General features: G+C 67.5%; 13 protein-coding genes. 6 read left to right on the top strand and 7 right to left on the bottom strand.

Features of this window, described 5'->3' with window-relative positions:
* The first annotated feature begins 108 nt into the window (after window positions 1–108).
* Genes ABZ855_RS28035 through ABZ855_RS28020 form a run of 4 tightly spaced genes read left to right on the top strand, consistent with a single transcriptional unit; the run spans window position 109 to window position 6,947 of the window.
* Window positions 109–1,371 (top strand): cysteine desulfurase family protein, encoded by a 1,263-nt coding sequence (locus ABZ855_RS28035; protein WP_360811407.1) that lies wholly within the window; start codon window positions 109–111, stop codon window positions 1,369–1,371.
* A gap of 58 nt (window positions 1,372–1,429) precedes the next feature.
* Window positions 1,430–2,545 carry a DUF4007 family protein gene (locus ABZ855_RS28030; RefSeq protein WP_360811405.1) on the top strand — a complete coding sequence of 372 codons (1,116 nt, stop codon included), beginning with the start codon at window positions 1,430–1,432 and terminating at the stop codon, window positions 2,543–2,545.
* Window positions 2,542–6,117 (top strand): ATP-binding protein, encoded by a 3,576-nt coding sequence (locus ABZ855_RS28025; protein WP_360811403.1) that lies wholly within the window; start codon window positions 2,542–2,544, stop codon window positions 6,115–6,117. Before ABZ855_RS28030 ends, ABZ855_RS28025 begins: the two co-directional genes overlap by 4 nt.
* Window positions 6,114–6,947, top strand: coding sequence for a phosphoadenosine phosphosulfate reductase family protein (locus ABZ855_RS28020; protein ID WP_360811401.1), 834 nt, complete (start codon window positions 6,114–6,116; stop codon window positions 6,945–6,947). Before ABZ855_RS28025 ends, ABZ855_RS28020 begins: the two co-directional genes overlap by 4 nt.
* A 137-nt stretch (window positions 6,948–7,084) precedes the next feature.
* Here ABZ855_RS28020 and ABZ855_RS28015 read toward each other — a convergent pair whose 3' ends face one another.
* A complete protein-coding gene (locus tag ABZ855_RS28015; protein WP_360811399.1) occupies window positions 7,085–8,896 on the bottom strand; it encodes an IS1182 family transposase in 1,812 nt (603 codons plus the stop codon).
* A gap of 367 nt (window positions 8,897–9,263) precedes the next feature.
* On the opposite strand from ABZ855_RS28015, the gene ABZ855_RS28010 reads away from it, so the two are divergent.
* The gene (locus ABZ855_RS28010) at window positions 9,264–9,443 is read left to right on the top strand and encodes a hypothetical protein (RefSeq protein ID WP_360811397.1); all 180 of its coding nucleotides are present in this window, start codon (window positions 9,264–9,266) and stop codon (window positions 9,441–9,443) included.
* 31 nt (window positions 9,444–9,474) lie between these two features.
* Window positions 9,475–11,931: a DUF262 domain-containing HNH endonuclease family protein gene (locus ABZ855_RS28005; protein WP_360811395.1), complete on the top strand. Its 2,457-nt coding sequence runs from the start codon at window positions 9,475–9,477 to the stop codon at window positions 11,929–11,931.
* A 119-nt stretch (window positions 11,932–12,050) separates the two neighbouring features.
* Here ABZ855_RS28005 and ABZ855_RS28000 read toward each other — a convergent pair whose 3' ends face one another.
* From ABZ855_RS28000 to ABZ855_RS27975, 6 genes are all read right to left on the bottom strand, one after another.
* Complete coding sequence (locus ABZ855_RS28000) at window positions 12,051–13,421, bottom strand: DUF317 domain-containing protein (RefSeq protein WP_360811393.1); 1,371 nt, start codon at window positions 13,419–13,421, stop codon at window positions 12,051–12,053.
* Between the two features lie 58 nt (window positions 13,422–13,479).
* Window positions 13,480–14,595: a DnaB-like helicase N-terminal domain-containing protein gene (locus ABZ855_RS27995; RefSeq protein ID WP_360811391.1), complete on the bottom strand. Its 1,116-nt coding sequence runs from the start codon at window positions 14,593–14,595 to the stop codon at window positions 13,480–13,482.
* Window positions 14,595–15,866, bottom strand: coding sequence for a DNA cytosine methyltransferase (locus ABZ855_RS27990; protein WP_360811566.1), 1,272 nt, complete (start codon window positions 15,864–15,866; stop codon window positions 14,595–14,597). The genes ABZ855_RS27995 and ABZ855_RS27990 overlap by 1 nt, the downstream gene beginning before the upstream one ends.
* Before the next feature lie 5 nt (window positions 15,867–15,871).
* Window positions 15,872–16,747 carry a hypothetical protein gene (locus ABZ855_RS27985; RefSeq protein ID WP_360811389.1) on the bottom strand — a complete coding sequence of 292 codons (876 nt, stop codon included), beginning with the start codon at window positions 16,745–16,747 and terminating at the stop codon, window positions 15,872–15,874.
* Between the two features lie 126 nt (window positions 16,748–16,873).
* Window positions 16,874–17,578 carry a hypothetical protein gene (locus ABZ855_RS27980; protein WP_360811387.1) on the bottom strand — a complete coding sequence of 235 codons (705 nt, stop codon included), beginning with the start codon at window positions 17,576–17,578 and terminating at the stop codon, window positions 16,874–16,876.
* A 135-nt stretch (window positions 17,579–17,713) separates the two neighbouring features.
* On the bottom strand, window positions 17,714–18,313 hold the full coding sequence (locus ABZ855_RS27975) for a hypothetical protein (protein ID WP_360811385.1): 600 nt from the start codon (window positions 18,311–18,313) through the stop codon (window positions 17,714–17,716).
* Between the last annotated feature and the right edge of the window lie 60 nt (window positions 18,314–18,373).

The following is an 18,373-nucleotide window of genomic DNA, read 5'->3' as shown; positions in this document are numbered from 1 at the left end:
TTGCGCGCACAGCACTCCGTATAGAACATTCGTTCGGTAGGCGGTGTGTGACACCACGCGTTCAGGTGATTCAAAGAGTGGATCACGGCTCGCGGCTAGGATCACTGAGTGCTCCTGGTGGAACCCCGGATGCGAGAGAAGGTTTCCACCAGCAGTACATTGGTGTGTGACACGAGCGAGGCGGGGTGGCAGATGATGAACGGGTCAAATGGGCCGGATATGGCCTACCTTGACTACAATGCCACTGCCCCGATCCGGCCTGAGGCTCTCGCGGCCGTCCTTGAGGCCATGCAGTCGGTTGGCAACGCATCGAGCCTGCACCAACCGGGTCGGGAGGCGGCCCACCGGGTCGATGCCGCCCGTCGGCAGCTAGCCGACCTCCTTGGCTGCTCGCCCGGCGAGATCATCTTCACATCAGGGGCGACCGAGGCGAACAATCTGGCCCTCCGTGCCGCGTTCGCCGCCGGAAATCCCTTGGTTACCAGTCCTGTTGAGCATCCGGCTGTCCTGGAGACGGCCCGCGCGGTCACCGCCGAGAGCCCCGAGGATCTTGTGCTGCTGCCGGTCGGCACCGGCGGCCTGGTGGATCTCGGCGCGCTGGATCAGGTCTTTGCGGCACGCCGCGGGGGTGTGGTCTCCCTGATGGTGGCGAACAACGAGACCGGGGTTCTCACCGATCTCCACGTCGCGGCCAAGACCGCCCGGGAGGCCGGCGCCCTCGTCCACACGGACGCCACGCAGATCATCGGCCGCCTCCCGGTAGACGTTGCTGAACTCGACGTCGATCTCCTGTCGTTGTCGGCCCACAAGTTCGGCGGCCCGCAGGGAGTCGGCGCCCTGTATGTGCGGCGTGGGTCTCCGCTCCCGCACCGGCCGCTCCTTGTGGGTGGCGGACAGGAGCGGGGCTGGCGCGCGGGCACGCTGAACGTAGCGGGGATCATCGGCATGGGGGCAGCGGCCGACGCCGTGCGCCGCACTCTCGGCGAGGAGGCCGAACGGATTGCGGCCCTGCGCGACCGCCTTGAAAACCTCGTGATCGCCACCCTGCCCGGCTGCCGTATCAACGGCCAGCGTGATCAACGCCTGCCGGGCGTGACGAGCATCACCTTCCCGGGCCTGCCGGCGGATGCGGTCCTGGCGGCCATGCCCGACGTCGCTGCCTCGGAGGGCAGCGCGTGCGCATCCAGCGCTCCCACGCCGAGCCATGTGCTCCTGGCGATGGGACTGTCCCGGAAGGACGCCGACAGTACGATCCGCTTCTCGCTGGGCTACGCCACCACGAATGCCGAGATCGAGCACGCCGCCCACGCCGTCAAGCGCGCCGTGACGCAGGTTCGTGGCGCGCTGGCCGAAGCCGATGGTCCTAGCTGACCGTTATCCCGTTTACCACCTCGTTAGAGCAATCGCATTGGACACAGAGAGGTCCCGAATGTCAGACAGCCGGCTTGGGGAAGCCGCCCATTTTGCCTTCGCGCGACACGAAACGTTCGCGCCCCGCTTCGGCTGGCTGCACAAGGCGTACATGCAGGTCAAACGCGACCAGGGTGCGTTTCTCGCGGACGACGCGCCGGTGTTGTTCGGCGTGGGCAAGAACATGGTCAACGCCATGCGCTACTGGTCGCGTGCGTTCAAGCTGACCCGCGAGCACTCGCCCGGGCAGCGCACACAGGCCAAGTTCTCCTATCCCACCTGGGAGGCCCGCTGGCTCCTCGACGAGGACGGAGGAGCGGACCCGTATCTGGAGGAGAACGGCAGCCTGTGGCTGCTGCACTGGTGGCTGGTTTCTTCCCGCCCCGGGGCCAAGAGCCACGCGCCGGCCTGGTACACGGCCTTCCACCTGGCGCCGTTCTCCCGGTTTTCGACCGCGGACATGACGCAGGTGGTCACCCGGCATGTGAACTTCTCCTACGACAAGAGCCTGGAAGAGGCGTCGATCGTCCGGGACATCGACTGCATCACCAAGATGTATGCGCGCAGCGCCCCGGAGAAGGCCGGCTCGCCGGGCAGCTACGAGGACCTGCTCGCCTGCCCCTTCCGTGACCTTGACCTGCTCACCTTCGTGGGGACGCGTGGCAAGCCCGAGTGGCAGTTCACCAGCGGGCACCGCACCTCGCTGCCTGCCCGGGTCCTGGCCTACGCCTGTCTGGACTACGCTGCCAAGTTCTCCCGCCAGGCCAACTCGATCTCCGTGGCCCGCCTCGCCAACGAGCCGGGCTCCCCGGGGCGCGCTTTCCGTGTCCGGGAGAACGAGATCGTCATGGCGCTGCAGAAGGTCGCCGCGGGCCACCCGCAGCTCAACCTGACTGAGGCCGTGGGACAGCGCAGCCTCGCCTTCGCGGCCGACCCCTTCGAGCTGGCCTGGGAAGTGCTGGACGAGCAGTACGACTTCGTCACCCGCCGTCCAGGTTTCCCCACCCGTGAGGAGTGGGCTGCCAAGTTTCCCGAGCTCGCCATGGCCGAGCAGAAGGAACTCGCCGCGAAGGCCACGGACGCCCCCGAGGCGGCCGACACCACCGAGATGCTCTTTGCTGAGGAGACCGCGTGACCACCGCAACCCCCACGCGGACCCCGAGCAGCTCGGCGAGCTCCGCCCCGCAGTTCCCCGCCGGCATCGAACTTGTCGGCTCCCAGATGCGCTCGACCAACCTTGAGCGCGATGTCGAGGACGCCCTGCACGACCCCTACGTCGGCGCCCGGGCCGTCGACGTTCTAGAGCGCATCGCGAGCGCCCTGGCCGACCAGCGCCGCACCCGGGCCTGGTCGTTCACCGGCCCCTACGGCTCCGGCAAGTCCACCCTGTCCAACATCATCGACGCTCTGCTGGGACGAGACACCGAGCGGCGCAGCGAGGCCGAGCGGATCCTCGAAGAGGCCAGTCCCGCCCTCGCTCACCGTCTTGCCGCAGCACGCGACGCCATCGCCTCCGAGGGATTCCTTGGCGGCGTGGCCACCGCGCGCCGGGAATCTGTCGTCGCCACGCTCTCCCGAGCCTTGCACACCGCAGCCGCGCGCCGCTGGGGCAAGCGCGTCCCGAAGGCCATCGCCTCCGCCCTGGAGGCGTGCGCCGATGCGGAGCGCGCCGGGGCCAAGGAGATTCTCGGCGCCGTCACGGCTCTGACGGCAGGCGGTCAGCCTCTGCTCCTCGTGATCGACGAGTTCGGCAAGACGCTGGAACACCTCGCCGGCCACAACGAGTTCACCGACGCCCAGCACGACCTGTTCCTGCTGCAGGAACTCGCCGAGAAGGCGGCCGGCCCCAGCGGGCTGCCCGTCTACCTGATGACTCTTCAGCACCTGTCGTTCATGGACTACGCCTCACGGTCCAGCGAACTCAAAACCCGCGAATGGGCCAAGATCCAGGGGCGCTTCGAAGACATCACCTTCGTCCCCCACCACGGCGATTCCCTGCACCTGCTGCGCCGCCGCCTCGACCGCTCGGCCGTCAACTCGGCGGGGCAGGCCCTGATCACCGCGTCGGCCGAGGCATCCGCGGACATCTGGACACAGCACGGTCTCGGCGTTCTGGCCGAACTCGGCCCCGCCCACTTCGCGGACCTCTACCCGCTGCACCCGATCACGGCCCTGGCCGCGCCGACCCTTGCCGCTCAGATCGGCCAGCACGACCGCAGCCTGTCGGGCTTCCTCAACAGCGGCGAGCCCAACACCGTCCACCACTCGCTGGCACGGCACAGCGACCGGAAGGCGGAGCACGCCAGCACGGTGCGACTGCCGCAGCTGTGGGACTACTTCCTCAACTCCGGGCGCACCACCCTGCTCGCCTCCTCCAACGCGAGCAAGTGGATCGAGGTCGACTCGCGCATCCGGGACGCCAACGGCCTCGCGGAGGCCGACCAGGACGTGCTGAAGACCATCGGCGTCCTCAACCTGATCGACTCCGACGGGGCGCTCAGCGCCACCGCGCCGATGATTCACTTCGCGCTTCACGACCCCACCGACGTCGCCGACCCCGACGCCTTCACGGCGCTCGAAGAGCGGCTCGCCGACCTCGTCAACCGGGGCTTTGTGGTCCACCGCGAGTTCAGCGGTGAATACCGGGTCTGGCAGGGCACGGACGTCGACATCGACGGCCGGCTCAAGGAAATCATCAGCCGCTTCGATGACGCCTCGGTCATCAACCGGCTCGGCAGCCTCGTCCCGCAGGCATTCGTGGCCGGCCGCCACAGCCAGGTCACCGGCATGATGCGCGTGTTCTACACCGCGGTCAGCGGCCCGGAGACCAAGTCCGTCGCCGCCCCGGACGAGCTGAAGGAGCCTGCCGACGGCCTCGTCGTCTTCCACCTCGGCACCGACGCCGACCGGCCCAATGTCCACTCGCCGCTGCCAGTACTCGTCGGCACCACCCCCAAACCCGACGTGGTACTCAGCACGGCCACCTACCTCGTCGCGCTGAAGGAACTCAGCACCGAGCAGGACATCGACCACGTCGCCCGGCGGGAAGTCATCGAGCGGCTCGTGCAGGCCGAGGCCGAGTTGCTGGAGCTCCTGCAGGACGCCTTCTACCCACCGTCCTCCGAAGCGTCCTGGAGCCTGTGGCACACCGGAATCGCCCCCGGCGAAGAACCCGCGGCCTCCGGCCTGACGGCCCGCAGCCTGAGCGGCCTGGTCTCCCTCGCCTGCGAGTCGGTGTACCCAGGCACCCCGCACATCCGCAACGAGATGCTCGGCCGTCACGTCCTGACCAGCCAGGCCGCCCAGGCCCGAGGCGTCCTGCTGACGGCCATGCTCGCCGCCTCGGGCGAGGAGAACCTCGGCCTGACCGGGTACAGGGCCGAACGGGCCATCTACAGCGGTGTCCTGGCCTACCTCGGCCTGCACCGTCAGAACGGGGTGGCTCAGGCCGAGAGCCAGCAAGAAAGCCTGCTCCCGTACGGCTTCTCCCCGCCCGGCGAGGGCCACGAGAAGTCCCAGCCCGCCTGGAACGCCCTCAACGAGGTCCTGACCGGCGCCACCGACCGGGTCAGCATGGAAGACGTCATCCGTGTCCTGATGAGCCCGCCGTACGGGCTCAAGGCCGGCGTGGTCCCGGTCTTCCTGCTGCCGGCCCTGGTCATCCGCCGCCACGACATCGCCCTGTTCGAGGAAGGCACTTACCTTCCCCGGCTGACGATCGACGCGGTCGAGCGCCTCGTCAAGGGCCCCGCGCGTTTCATGGTGAAGTACACGCCAGCCGGAGACGGCCAGCGCGGCAACGTCATCAAGAAGCTGATGGTCTCGCTCGGCGTGGAGGCACCACGGTCCAAGGCCCTGCGCAACCCCGACCTCCTCGCCGTGGCCAGTGCCCTCATCACACGCGTGGCCGACCTGCACAAATACGCCCGCGCCACCAGGAACATCTCCGCCGACGCGAGCACCGTGCGCACGACGATCATCCGGGCATCGGACCCCGACGACCTGATCTTCCACGCGCTGCCCAAGGCCCTCGGCCTGCCCGAGATCCTCGCCCACGCCCGCGCCAACGCAGAAGCGGCGAACACCTACGTCGAACGCCTCACCGCGGCAGCCGACGAACTCGTCGCCATCGATGGCCGACTGCGCACGCAGGTTGTGCACGTCCTCGCACAGGAATTCCGTCTGCCGGCCGAACTGCCGCAGCTGCGCGCACAACTCGCTTCCCGTCTGCGAGGCTTCGCCGGCGCGGTACTCACCCCGGAACTGCGGGGCTTCGTGGACTTCGTCCTCAGCGACAGCCTTGAGGACGAAGACTGGCTTGAGCCCATCGTCGTACGCCTGACCAACTCCGCCCTCGGCGACTGGGACGACCAGGAAGCCAAGGTCTTCCCGCAGAAGGCCCGGTCGATGGCTGCGGCCCTCGACCGAGTCGGGCACCTGCACCACGCCGGGAACGAGGCCCGTGGCCGGGAAGAGAAACTCGACGCGCAGTTGTTGACCTTGACCGACAGCGCCGGCGTGGAGCAACGCACCCTGATCTACGTCCCGGAGCAGGCCCGCACCGAGGCCAACAGCCTCGCGGCCGACGTCCTGAAGCAGGCCGAGAAGGCTCTTGGACCGGACGGAGCGCGGATCCTGCTTGCCGCCCTCGCCCAGCGCGTAACCGATGCCGCGACAGCGGCGAGTGAAAGGAAGGCACAGGGATGACCGACGAAGCCGACACCCAGAAGGTCCGGCACGTTCTCGGTATCTCCGGCGGCAAAGACTCCTCAGCGCTCGCCGTCCATATGCGCAACCGGGTCCCCGAGATGGAGTACTTCTTCTGCGACACGGGCGCCGAACTGCCCGAAACCTACGAGTACTTGAACCGGCTTGAGGCCGCCCTCGGCAAGTCCATCGTCCGGCTGAACGCCGACCGCGACTTCGACCACTGGATGGAGGTCTACCAGGGCACCCTGCCCAGCCCCCAGATGCGCTGGTGCACCAAGAACCTCAAGATCAAGCCCCTGGAAGACTGGGTCGGCGACGACAAGGTCATCTCATACGTCGCCATCCGCGCCGACGAGAACCGCATCGGATACGTCAGCACCAAGCCGAACATCGATGCCGTCTTCCCCTTCCGCGAGGAAGGCATCGACAAGGAAGGCGTCATGCGCATCCTTGACGAGGCAGGCATCGGTCTGCCCGGCTACTACGAGTGGCGCACACGCTCCGGCTGCTACTTCTGCTTCTTCCAGCGCAAGCACGAATGGGTCGGCCTCAAGGAACGCCACCCCGACCTGTACGACAAGGCCGTGGAGTACGAGGACAAGGTCCGCTTCCGGCACACCGCCATGAAGGGCCGCAACTACACGTGGTCTCAGGGCGAGTCGTTGCCGGAGCTGATAGAGCGCAAGGACGAGATCGAGGCCAAGCACGAGGCGGCCCTTGAGCGAGCAGCCAAGCGCATCAAGCCCAACCGCCCCTTGCTAGAGGTTCTTTCCGACGCACTCGACTCAGACGACGACGAGGCCGGCTGCTCCGTCTGCCACCTCTGACACACACCCACACGCAGCGGCCCCAGCATCCCGAGCTGGGGCCGCTGTTGTTTCCCGACTTCCAATCAAGCTCGTCTCGCTTACGGTTGAGACCTTGCCCAGGCTCTGTCCCAGACCTCGGATGCTGTTGGCGATCTTCATTGGGCCAAGTTCCGGCAGAGGCGCTGGAATTGGCTGGTGCGACGGGGTGGCCGGGGCGGGATGGCGCCTGGTGGGAAGTGCCCGCTGAGTCGGACGATGTTGGTTCCGGCGGCGATGAGGACGTGCTGGACGTGGGTCTTGGCGATTCCGTGGTAACGGCAATGGCGTAAGCCGTGAGCGTGGACCGTCTCGGAGACGGTGGCCTCGCAGCCGGCGCGGACCGCGTAGTGCTGCTGCCACCGAGGAGTGTCCTGCTCGCGCCGGACTCGAGTCTGGATCTCTTGCAGGTGCTGGGGCAGCAGGATGATGTGACGGCCCCGTCCGTCGGCGTTGCCGGTGCACTCCAGCCGGTCGGGGCAGGCCCGGCAGGCTGGCTTGGGAAACAGGACGGACAGCCGCTCGTGCCCGTCGCCAAGGGTCGGTTTCCACGGAGGGCTGGTGACTCCCCGGGGGCAAGTGAGAGTTCGCGCCTCCCAGTCGGGAACGAAGTCGGCCTTGGTGAAGCCGGGATGTTCACGGGCCCGGGGGTCGGGGCGGACCGGACCGGTCAGCACGAAGCCATGTGCGTTGGCCGCCTGATGGATCGACTCGGGGGTGACGTAGCCGGCGTCGACGAAGTGCTCCAGACCGGTGAAGCCCTGCCGGACCAGTGCCTGGTGGATCGCGTCTAGCGCGTCGATGTCCTGCTCGGGCGCCGGGTGGGTCATGACCTGCACGATCACGTGCGGGCCGTCGTCACAGGTCTCGGTCTGGTGATCGCGATAGCCGATCCAGTCCTTCTTCCCGGCCGCGGTGAGCTTCTGGCAGTAACGGGCCTCGGGATCGTAGGGCGAGACGATCTCTATGCTGGCCCACGGAACACTGGCCTTGTCTGGGTCCGGCCGTCCTTCCGTACCCGGCGGCAGTGCGGCCCTGCGGGCCATGTCACGTCGGCTCAGGCGGTCCCTGTGGGACTTCGGGTCCCTCCAGCGCAGCCGACCCGAGCCGTCGTGCCAGTACTGCTGGACCCACACCTGCCGCAACAGCTCCACCTGCGGCAGCGCACGCAGCCTCGGCGGGGCATCGTCAGCGAAGACGGCCGTCAGCAGTCCCACCCCGTCCGCGCCGACCTGCAACACGTACTCCTCCAGGGCCGCTTTGCCCTTGGGGAGCCGGTGGTAGAAGGCCGGGCGCCCGTACCGGTCTGCCCAGTCCGCAGTGATCAGAGGTGCCAGCCACTGCTCGTCCGCCAGGACGAGTTGCTCCAGGGCAGCCCGCAGGGTCTCAGTGACCAGCTCCGTCCGGCTCAGCGTCCGGACCGCAGCCAGCACGTGGGTGGAGTCCGTCCGCACAGCACCACGCCGCTTGACCAGACCTGCGGAAGCGAGGCGGTCGACCATCACGGCCAGCAGTCGGTCCGCCCGGCCGTCCTGGGCCATCCGGTCCCGAAACTCGCTGAGCACCGAGAAGTCGAATCCCGAGTCGTCCAGTTCGAGCCCGAGACAGTATTTCCAGTCCAGGCGGCAGCGGACCGCCTCGGCCGCCTGCCGATCGGTCAGGTTCTCCGCGTATTGCAACACCGACACCATCGCCAGCCGGGCCGGAGACAGACCCCGGCGTCCGTCGGACGGGTACCAGTCGGTGAAGTCCTCGTCCGTGAACAGCTCATCCAGCCGGTCCCGCACCCACATCGCCACCGTGCCTCGCGGGTTGCTCGCCCGCGCCATCCGCACCGTCAACGGCGGGACCATCCGCCCCGAAGCCGAACCCATCGCCACCGCGGCCACCCCCGACCGCTCGCTCCGCCCCGCACCCGACCAGCGGACCACGACGGTTTGATCAACAGGGCGAATCTCAAAGGGACTTCACCAGGACGAATGAAGATCGCCAACAGCATCGACCTCGTGAAGGAACGCAGCGCACTCGCGCACGGCAAGTCGACTTTCTCCGTGTTGGAGTGACGCAACGTCACATGTGGGGCATGATGGGCGCATGTCGCTCCTGCTACCTCTGACGACTACTCATATGCCACCATGAGGGACAACTCGCCCACAGGCGACGAACGGTAACGGAGAGAGATCGGGGATATGGAAACTCGCCGGATTTTTGACGCGGCACCGTGTGAGTTTTTCAGTTCCTCGGTGAGCCCAGTCAGGGCTCTCCATTCCTCCGTGATGGTGCGCATGCACCTGGGAGATGCCCGAGATCAGGCGCCTTCTCGGCGGCGTCGCGCACGGCCTTGAACGGCTTGGCGAGTTCAAGGACTCGATCTGTCTGCTCGGTGCTGTCATCGCGCTTCGCGACATCAACTACACGACCGTTGAGCTGAAATGCAGGTCGCAGATCCCGTCTGAGATGATTCCGCATCTGATCTGACCGAACCTGCTGGACGAAAAAGGGACTACGCATGCCTACGCAGGCCAAGGAAATATTCGAGGCGCAGAGTAAGAGTGTCCGCGAGCTGCTGTCTGACAATGGTCTGGGCCTCTACCTGCCGCCCTACCAGCGTCCGTACGGCTGGGGCAAAGACAAGGTCGAGAAATTGCTCGACGACACACTGCATGGTCTTAAGAATCTCGGCAAGGCGCCGGACAGTTTCACCTTCTTGGGGACCGTCATCACCATCCATGACGTCAATCACGTCACGGTGAAGCCAATCGTCAAGTCCGAGGTCCCGTCCAAGGTCCTCACCGTGATTGACGGGCAGCAGCGTTTGTCGAGCCTTCTTATCCTGCTGGTCGGCCTGCACAACCTTATTCGTCAGCGAGCATGGAAGGTCTTCAAGGGTAAGACGCCGGATCCAACCGACAGTGCTCGGACTCACCTCTACTCGGAAACGAGCGACATCCTGCAGATGCTTGCGGCGGCGTTCTACGAGCGAAAGAACTTCGGAACTACGCCGATCTATCCGCGCCTTATTCGAGCCTTCGTGGATCAGTGGGCCAGGGATGAGAAGCTCAAGCAGTATGAGTCGCCGATCGCCAACCTTATCTACAGGTACTCATTGCTAGTCGATAGCGAGCCGGCGGCTTCTAAGCCGACGGACTTTAAGCCGATGGCGCGACAGAATGCGGGTGAAGGCGAAGGCGACCTCATCAAGAGGTTCAACGAGATCCGTACGGGGTTGACCAAGCTGTCGCAGCGAAAGTCCATCGAGGAGCTGGAGGATCTGCCGCCGCTAGTCACCCTTGCCACCAACATCGAGTTCCAGCGTGCGCTCTTTAATCACGAACTCGACCCCGAGCTCTGCGCTTGGCTGGGGGAGTTGGATGGCGAGCCCGAGGCTGAGCTGATGCGCCTCGTCATGTTTGCTGCCTATGGCTTGAACCGCATCGCTCTGACGGTCGTGCAAGGCAAGGACGAGGACTATGCCTTCACGATCTTCGAGTCGTTGAATACCACGGGTGAGCCTCTGACCGCCTTCGAGACCTTCCTCCCTCGGGTGGTGATGGCAGAGAAGATTCAGGACTACCAGGACTCGGACGCGCACGCGTACATGAAGGCAGTTCAGGGATACCTGGACCGTTTCGACGTCGGAGACAAGCTTCAGAACGCAACGCGAGACCTGCTGGTCACTTTCGCGTTGACAGAGACTGGGGAGAAGCTCTCCAAGCGCCTCCCGGATCAGCGGGTCTACATGCGCGATACCTTTGAGCGCCACAAGGACTCGGCCGATGATCGAAGCGCGTACTTGCGCCACCTAAGCGACACGGCGGCCTTTGTCGGGAATGCCTGGGGGCCCGCGGCCAACGCTCCTCGCACGCTAGCCGGGCTAGAGGCGACTGCCATGACGGACACCGTGAAGTTGTGTCTGGCCTTCCTCAACTCGCTCAATCACACCATTGCCATCGCGCCGCTCGTGCGCTTCTACTCCGAGGCTGTCCACGCGGACGAAGGGGAGGCAAGGACCGAGCGCATCGCCGAGTTCGAGAAGGCAATCAAGGCAATCACTGCCTTCACGGTCTTCTGGCGAGCAACCCGCCGCGGCACGGGCAACATCGACAGCCAGTACCGGGCGGTCATGGCCGGGGACTCGCTCACGGGCATTGGACCTCTAGCCCGGCAGTGGGCAGAGCCCGATGCAACGAAGCCTGATCCGATCGTCGACGCTGAGGCTCTGAAGAAGGAACTCGCGGCGCGTTTGTTGCACCCTAAGCTCGGCGGTGTCCAAAACTTGGCGTCGTTCCTGGCATCTGCTTCCGCGCTGCCACTCTACAAAATTAGCCGCCCCCTGACGCGTTTCCTGCTTCTGGCTGCATATCACGACACAACTGAAGATCTGGAGAATCCGGGACTGATTATCCAAGGCAAGGCGGGGGTCGCCTCGTGCTTCACCGCAGACGGTTGGGCGGACGAGCCGCACTTCACGATCGAACACATCGCACCACAGCAGGCCACGAGTGGCTGGGATGAGGAGTTCTACAGCGAGAAGGAGACCGTCCACAAGCTGGGCAATCTGGTCCTGGCGCCAGGCGCCGCCAACGCGTCCCTCAGCTCGCGGCCTTGGAACGAGAAGAAGGTCTTGTATGCGGCACTCGGTGCCCCGACGGCCGACGACGGGAAGTCGATCCTCGACAGTTCCGGCTTGAATTTCGCGCAGGCGACTGAAGATCTAGCGGCCATGTCGCGCTACCTCCCGCACCTGCGGGCACTTGGGCAGCGTGAGGACAAGTGGGATCCGACTTTCATGGATCAGCGTGCTGACGTCCTCCTGCGTCTGGCCTACACGCGACTCAAAGGCTGGCTCGGCCTGGAGTTGTCTGAGGCCAGTGGTGATCCGGTGGTCAAGGTCGAGGATGCGGAGATGGAGAACGACGAGCTCGACGAGAGTGAGGATGCCGGAGGGGCAGTTGGAACGGCGTAGCTCCACGGGCCCGTTGGGCGTCGGAGTTCCCCCAACAACGAACTGCAATACCAGCTTGCGGCCGATGGGTTCGGGCGCCGCAGAGGCGAGGCCATGGACTGTCAGGGTGGTCGGCGAGCTCAGCGGCGTTTGCCCCTTGGGGTAGTGATCGGTTGGGCATCGGGGCTCCGCGCGGTAACGATGCGGTGGGCGGGCTGGGCTACTTGACCGGTGATATTTTGGCGTGTTCCGATTCCGTGCGCGAGGGTTTCGGAGAGATCGGCAAGCAGCGAGCTCGGGGTGTGCGGGGACGCGTTGACGGCCCAGGTGGGCCTGTCAGGATCAGGACCGGTCCAGACGGTCCAGGTGGTCAGGTTCTGGCTCGGGTGCTGGGCAGAGAAGGCGTCGAACCGGACGCCCGCGTCCCCGGCGGGGGATGTCCAGCGGATCCATCGCCCGTCCACGGTGTGCTTCCATCCGGCGTCGGTCAGGGGCTGGGTGGCTGCGGTGACCATCTTCTCGTCCACCGGTGCGCCGGTAGCCGTGTCCCAGCCGTCGCCGTCGGCAAGGCGATGGAGAAGCTCCTCTATCACCGGGGCGGGGGTGGCGCCGGTCGCGGTGAGGACCCACATGCGGTCGGAGACGGGCGTCTCGTAGGCGGCCACGGTCCATGCGGTCTCGTGGGCCGGGCTTTCGTGGATGCGCTCGATGCGCAGGGTCTGGGACTCGTGGATGGCGTGGGTCGTCCCGTCCGACCAGGTGCGCCATTTCTCCCAGTCGGCGTGTTCGGAGAGGAACGTGTCGAGGAGGGCGTCGTGGTCTGCGGGGTCGGCGGCGTACGCGGATACCTCTTCGGCGACCGGCGTAAGCGCGGCCGACGGGGTGTCGGGTGACCGGAGGCTGGTGCGGGCCTGGGCGGTCTGGCGTTCGGTGTCGGTCATGGGGGCGGGGCCGGGGCGCAAGGTGTCACGGTGGGTGCGTTCGAAAGCGGTGAGCGCATCGGCGATGGAGTCGAAGGTGCCGGCGACGCACCGCAGGTGGTTCTCGCCGTGGAGGTAAACGCTTTGGCCGGTGTCGCGGTAGGTGCCGACGGCTACGGTGGCCCCGTCGTCGTCGGCGTGGGCGTGGATGAGCAGGCGGCCGTGGCGGATGTCGTCGTGGATCTGCTGGGCCTCGTCGGAGACGTTGCGGATCTCACTGCGGGTGAGCCAGGACATGGGGTGGCTGGCCCAGGTCCACTCCTCGTGGATGGCTTCCCGCAGCGGGGGAGTGATGTCGCTGGCGATGCCTTGGGCGGCTAGTTCCTGGGCGGCCTCATTGGCCCAGTATGGCTCTTCGTGGTCGATCCGGGCCAGGACCATGGTGTGTTCATCGAGGGGCTCGAAGCCCCGGCCGGTCAGGAGAGCGTGCGTGGTACCCAGCGTGCCGCCGGTGAGGTGAGCGGTGACGGCACTGGTGTGGGCGGGATGGGTGTCGAAGCGGACGTGGACGTCGGCGGTGGTGCCGGTCATGAAGGGTGGGCTCGATTCGGTCCGGGCCCGGCGACGGGGCGGGGCCCGGCGGGTGAGGTCATCGGTGGGCTCGTAGGGCGGTCGGGGTGGTCCGCGGCGGAGGTCCGGCTGCCCGGGGCAGTGGCGCGGCGCGTGCGGGCGGAACGGCGGCGGGTGTGGTGGCGCGTCGGTAGCGGGTGCGCAGGGTGTTGAGGTCGGCCAGGGCGCGGCGGCTGCCGGTGATGAGCTGGTGGGGTGTGTTGGCGAGGTCGTCGGTGTAGGCGGTGATCCGTGTAGCGACAGTCTGGGCGCGGGCGAGGAGCGCGCGTCCCAGGATCTGCTCGCCCCAGTACTCGGGAGGACCTGCGGGGTCGGAGACCAGGGCCATGAGGTCCCGGGGGGTGAGGGTCGCGGTGATCAGTCCGTGGTGCTGGGCTTCGCCGAGGACGGTGACCGGGTCGATCATGTCGCCGCGGTGGACCAGCGCTGTGAGGGACTGCCACAGGGTGGCGTGCAGCGGCAGGGCGAAGTCGTCCGCCGTCAGCCACCGCATCCGCTGTACGTCCTGCGGGTTCGCGGTGGCCGAGGCCAGGAGCAGCCGTTCCTCGTCGAGTTCCTCGTCGCCGGCCTGCCGGACGGCCGGGGTGGGGATCGCCGTACGGGGCAGGGAGCCGGGGTGCGGGGTGAACTCGCCGGTGAGGTCGTCCAGGAGGCGGCTGAAGTCGTCGGCGAGGACGAGGACCGTGGCTGTCGGGTTCGGCAGGCCGGGGTCGGCCGCGGTGAGGCCGAGACGTTCGGCGTGTCCGCGCAGGAGCCGTCGTGCATAGTCGGCGTGGATCATCTGGGCGTACGCCGCGGCGTGCTGGGGACGGGGGCAGAACTGGATGAGGGCGTGGAGGTAGGAGGCGCTCAGGCCGGGCGCGTGCGGGCGGGCGAAGTCCAGGACCTGGTTGAGCCAGGCCGTGTCCTTGGCGTGCTCGTCGGGATCGGGCGCCGGGAGGGTACGGATGCCTGTGAACAGCGCGGCGTGGGTGTGGCTTTCGAACTGGTCGGCGGTCAGCTGCCCGATGTCGGCGAGCCGTGCGGGTTCGAGGAGGAGGGCGCCGAGGAGGGCCTGCTCGGCGTAGTGGACCGGACCGGGCGCCGGCACGCGGTCGATGCCGTCGTCCTCGAAGGTCTCGGGGGTGTGGGGCATCAGGCGGTGAGGGTGAAGTCGTCGGGGTTGAAGGGTGTGTTGGGGCGGAGGTGGGGGAGGAGTAGGTGCGCGGCCAGGCGCGGGGGTACGGCGTTGCCGATCTGGGAGAACTGCTGGCCTTTGTTGCCCTGCCACGGGTAGTCGGCGGGGAAGGTCTGCAGGAGGCCCGCTTCGCGGGCGGTGATCCTGATCGGCGGCGGCGCTGTCGGCTCGGCGTCCTCGGTGCGGCCTGTGGGTTCGGCGACCCAGGTGCACTGGTTGGCCCGGTGACCGAAGAACAGTGTGCCGGCGGGCTCGGTGAGGGGCCGGACGGTGGCGTTGGTCTGGTTGTTGCTGCGCAGAGACCACGACCAGCGGGCTGCCTCGGCGGTGAACGCGGGCGCCGGCGCATCCGCCGGGCGGTTCTCACGGACACCGGGCTGGGCGGCCCAGCCGGAACCCTCTTTACGGGAGACCAGGACGGACTCAGTGTCACGGGCTGTCCAGGTGCCCCGGGCGCGGGCGTCGGAGAGGGTTTTTCGGGACCCGGAGGGGAACGGCTCGGGGCCGCCGCCCGGCCCGCCGCCGGCGCAGACGGTGGGCACGGGGCGGTCGGTGGCGCCCCATCCGAGTGCCCGTGCCATCGACACCCACCGCTCGCGGCCCGGCCCGAACAGGGACTCGGGCTCGGCGACTTGGGCGTGCGTGGGCGGCGGGGGTTCGGCGGTCCGGACGCGGGAGGCGAGCAGGATCGCGCGCCGTCTGGTCTGCGGGACGCCGTAGTCGGCCGCGTTGAGGATCCCGGTCCACACCGAGAAACCCCATCCGCGCAGCACGGCCGCGTACTGCCGCCACAGCGGAAGAACGTCCGGGACCTCCTCCATCAGCACCCACTCCGGCTCGCCCACCGCGTTCAGCGCGTGCAGATAGCGCATGGGCTCGGCGGCGAGGAGAGAGCGTGCGTCCGCGCACGCGCCGCGGAGTTGCTCGCGGGTGTCGCGTCCGGCGGCGAGGTCGGCGACGGCCTGGTGGACGAGTGCCTGGTCGACCAGACCGAGCCGCTTGCCGGCCATCGACCACGCCTGGCACGGCGGGGAGGCGATGAACCCGAGAACCCGCCCGGAGAAGATCCACACGGGATAGGCCGCGACGTCGGTCCGGATCGTCGACTGGCCCGCCCGTGCGCGGGTCTTGCAGGCCCATTCGTCCCATTCCAGGCCGATGTCCCGCGCTCCGAGGAGCGTCAGAGCGTGGCTCCAGCCTCCGGGGCCGGCGAACAGGTCGAGGATGATCCGCCTCACGAGGCCAGACCGAAGTCGACCTGTACCGGATCGGGTTCGGAGCCGCGGCACGCCCACGGGGAGCAGCCGTCGACCACCCCCGTCTCCAGTTCCTCCACGACGGCGTCACGGTCGTCGAGTTCCTGCTGGCGGGCGGCCCACTCGGCGGCTGTGACGTGGTCGATGGGGGCCTGGTCGAGAGGGATCCGGGAGCGGTGCAGGAACGCCTGTCCCAGCAGCCGGTTGCCGGCGGCGTTCGCCCGCGCGTTGCCCTGGCGGATGGCCGCGTCGAAGGCGACTACGTCCGCCCATTCCTGAGGACTGGTGTCTCTGATGTTTCTCCACTGTGCGTTGCCGTGAAACGGGCAGCCGAGGCAACTCGATTTCGGTGTATCTGCCAGACCGATGGAGGTGAGATAGCGGATGCAGTCCGCGCGGGACCAGTCGAGGTCGATGAGCGGGTGCCGGTTGCGCATGTACCGGACGTCTGCGTCCTTGGCCCGGTGGAATTCATCGGTCGAGATGCCCACCCACTGCTCGACGAAAACACCCTTCGGGATGCGCTGCGGGTAGGGGTAGTCGAGAAGTTCCCGAACCTTCTTCTTGATGGGTTTTATCTTGTATTCCCCGGTGCACTGGCGCCTGGTCATGCCTTGTTTCCCGTCCTGGTTGAGGACGTAGAGGGGCATGGAGGCGAACCGGTGGGCGGGGTCGAGGGCGTCGTCCCGGATGTTTCCCGAAGAAACTCGGAGAATGGGTATTCCAGCGGGTATAGCGATTTCTCGTTCGAGACGGTCGAGATGATCGTAGACCGCTCGTGGCTCCCAGCCGGTATCGGCGAAGATGGCGTAATCGGCCTTCGGGAGAATTCCTCGCGCGGACAGGGCGAGCAAAGCGCTGGACTGAACTCCGGCACCCAGAGAGATGCAAGTGAGGGCTGGTGTTTCGGAAATGATGGTGTGCTTTCAGGTGGGGGTGGGTGAGCTATGGGAGGGCAATGCGCGTGAGATCGGCGACGTTCACCGCCGTCTGCCGGCCGCGGCGGGAGCGGGCGCTTTGGCCGTGGTGGTTGTCGGTGTGCGGGCGGTTTTCTGGGCGTCCAGGGCCATGCGCCCGGCGGCGGTGACCGTGACGTTCCGGCTGAGGAGGGGAGAGGTCCCCTGGTGGACGCGGATCAGCTTGTTGTCCGCGAGCACGGTGAAGGGCTTGCTGTGGAGGGTGCTGCCGTCGCCGGCCAGGACGGTCTCCCGCTCGCCGCGCAGAGACCGGGAGACGCGGCTGCCGCCCTGGGCGATCTTCTCCAGGACCGTGTACTGGGCCGGAGTCAGCGGCGGAAGCGGCGGCAGATGCTCTGGATGATCCTTGAGACCGCGGAGGATGCCCGATGCGGTGGAGAGGCAGCCGGTCGCACACAGATCCAGTTGATGGACGGCGTCGCCCAGGGCCTTGGCCAGACGAGGGACGGCCTCGGCGTGCCGGGCGGTGTTGCCGTCCGGGGGCGGGCTGCCGACGACGATGCCATCCAGCGGGTTGTCCGCCACCGCGGTGGCGAGGTCGCGAGCGGCGAGGGAAGCCGCTTCCACGACGGAGCCGAGTGTTTCCAGGGCGGGGCGGCTGCCGGGTACAACGGTGTACTGGCTGCCGGCGAGGGCGGCCAGACGCACCAGGGTGCGGCCGGTCAGCTCGTGCACCTGGGCGATCTTCGGGGCGAGCTGTTCCAGCATCTCGCTGCCCAGGGGCGCCTTCAGCGTGCTGACGCTGGTCTTCAGGGCGTCGAAGTCGGCGCCGAGCCGGCGGAGGTGGTCGACCTGGACGGGCAGATCGATCTGGCGGATGGCGATGAGGGGTCTCCGGTGAGGTCAGTGAGGGCGGCGCCGCGTCGGCCGTGTGGCCGGGCCGCCGGGGACTGAGGCCGGAGTGCGCTGGGGCGCGGCGGGGATCGCGTCGGGGGTGGGGATGCCCAGCTCGACGAGGACGCACAACGCGTCGGCGTGAGCGTGGGATTCGGCGCGGACGACCGTGTCCAGCAGGTCCCGCTCGTTCACGGGGGCCGTCGCCTCGTACGACGTGCCGTCGCGGTGCGTGAAGCCGTGGTGTTCCAGGAGGGAGCGGGCTTCGGCCGTGGCGGCGGTCGCGGTGAGGGCGGTGTCCGTGAGCGTGAAGCGCAGGTCGGGTTCGGGTCTCGGGCTGTGGGGGCTGCGGCGGGTGGTCCAGGACAGGTCGACGAGGTCGTGGGTATGGGACAGCAGTCCGTACATTGCGATGCCGGCCCGCTCGTCGGCCTCCTCGGACGTGGTGGGTGGGAGCAGGTAGACGGTCCGGCCGTTCACCGTGCGGGCGGTGAACCCGGCGCCGGTCAGCAGGCGGTTGGCGCCGCGGATGCGGCGGTTGAGGACGACGAACGTGTGCGCGTCACCGGTGGAGCCGATGAACACGTCCGGTTGGTCCACGAAGGACATGGATCTCCAGGAGAGGGGAATGCGGGGAGCGTTGTCAGCGGGCGTGGCGCACGGACGGGT

Origin of the sequence: Streptomyces sp. NPDC047042 (assembly GCF_040644035.1) — a bacterium.
Lineage (GTDB): Bacteria > Actinomycetota > Actinomycetes > Streptomycetales > Streptomycetaceae > Streptomyces.
The sequence above is the reverse complement of the archived record's forward strand: the minus strand, read 5'-3'. Positions and strand labels throughout refer to the sequence as shown.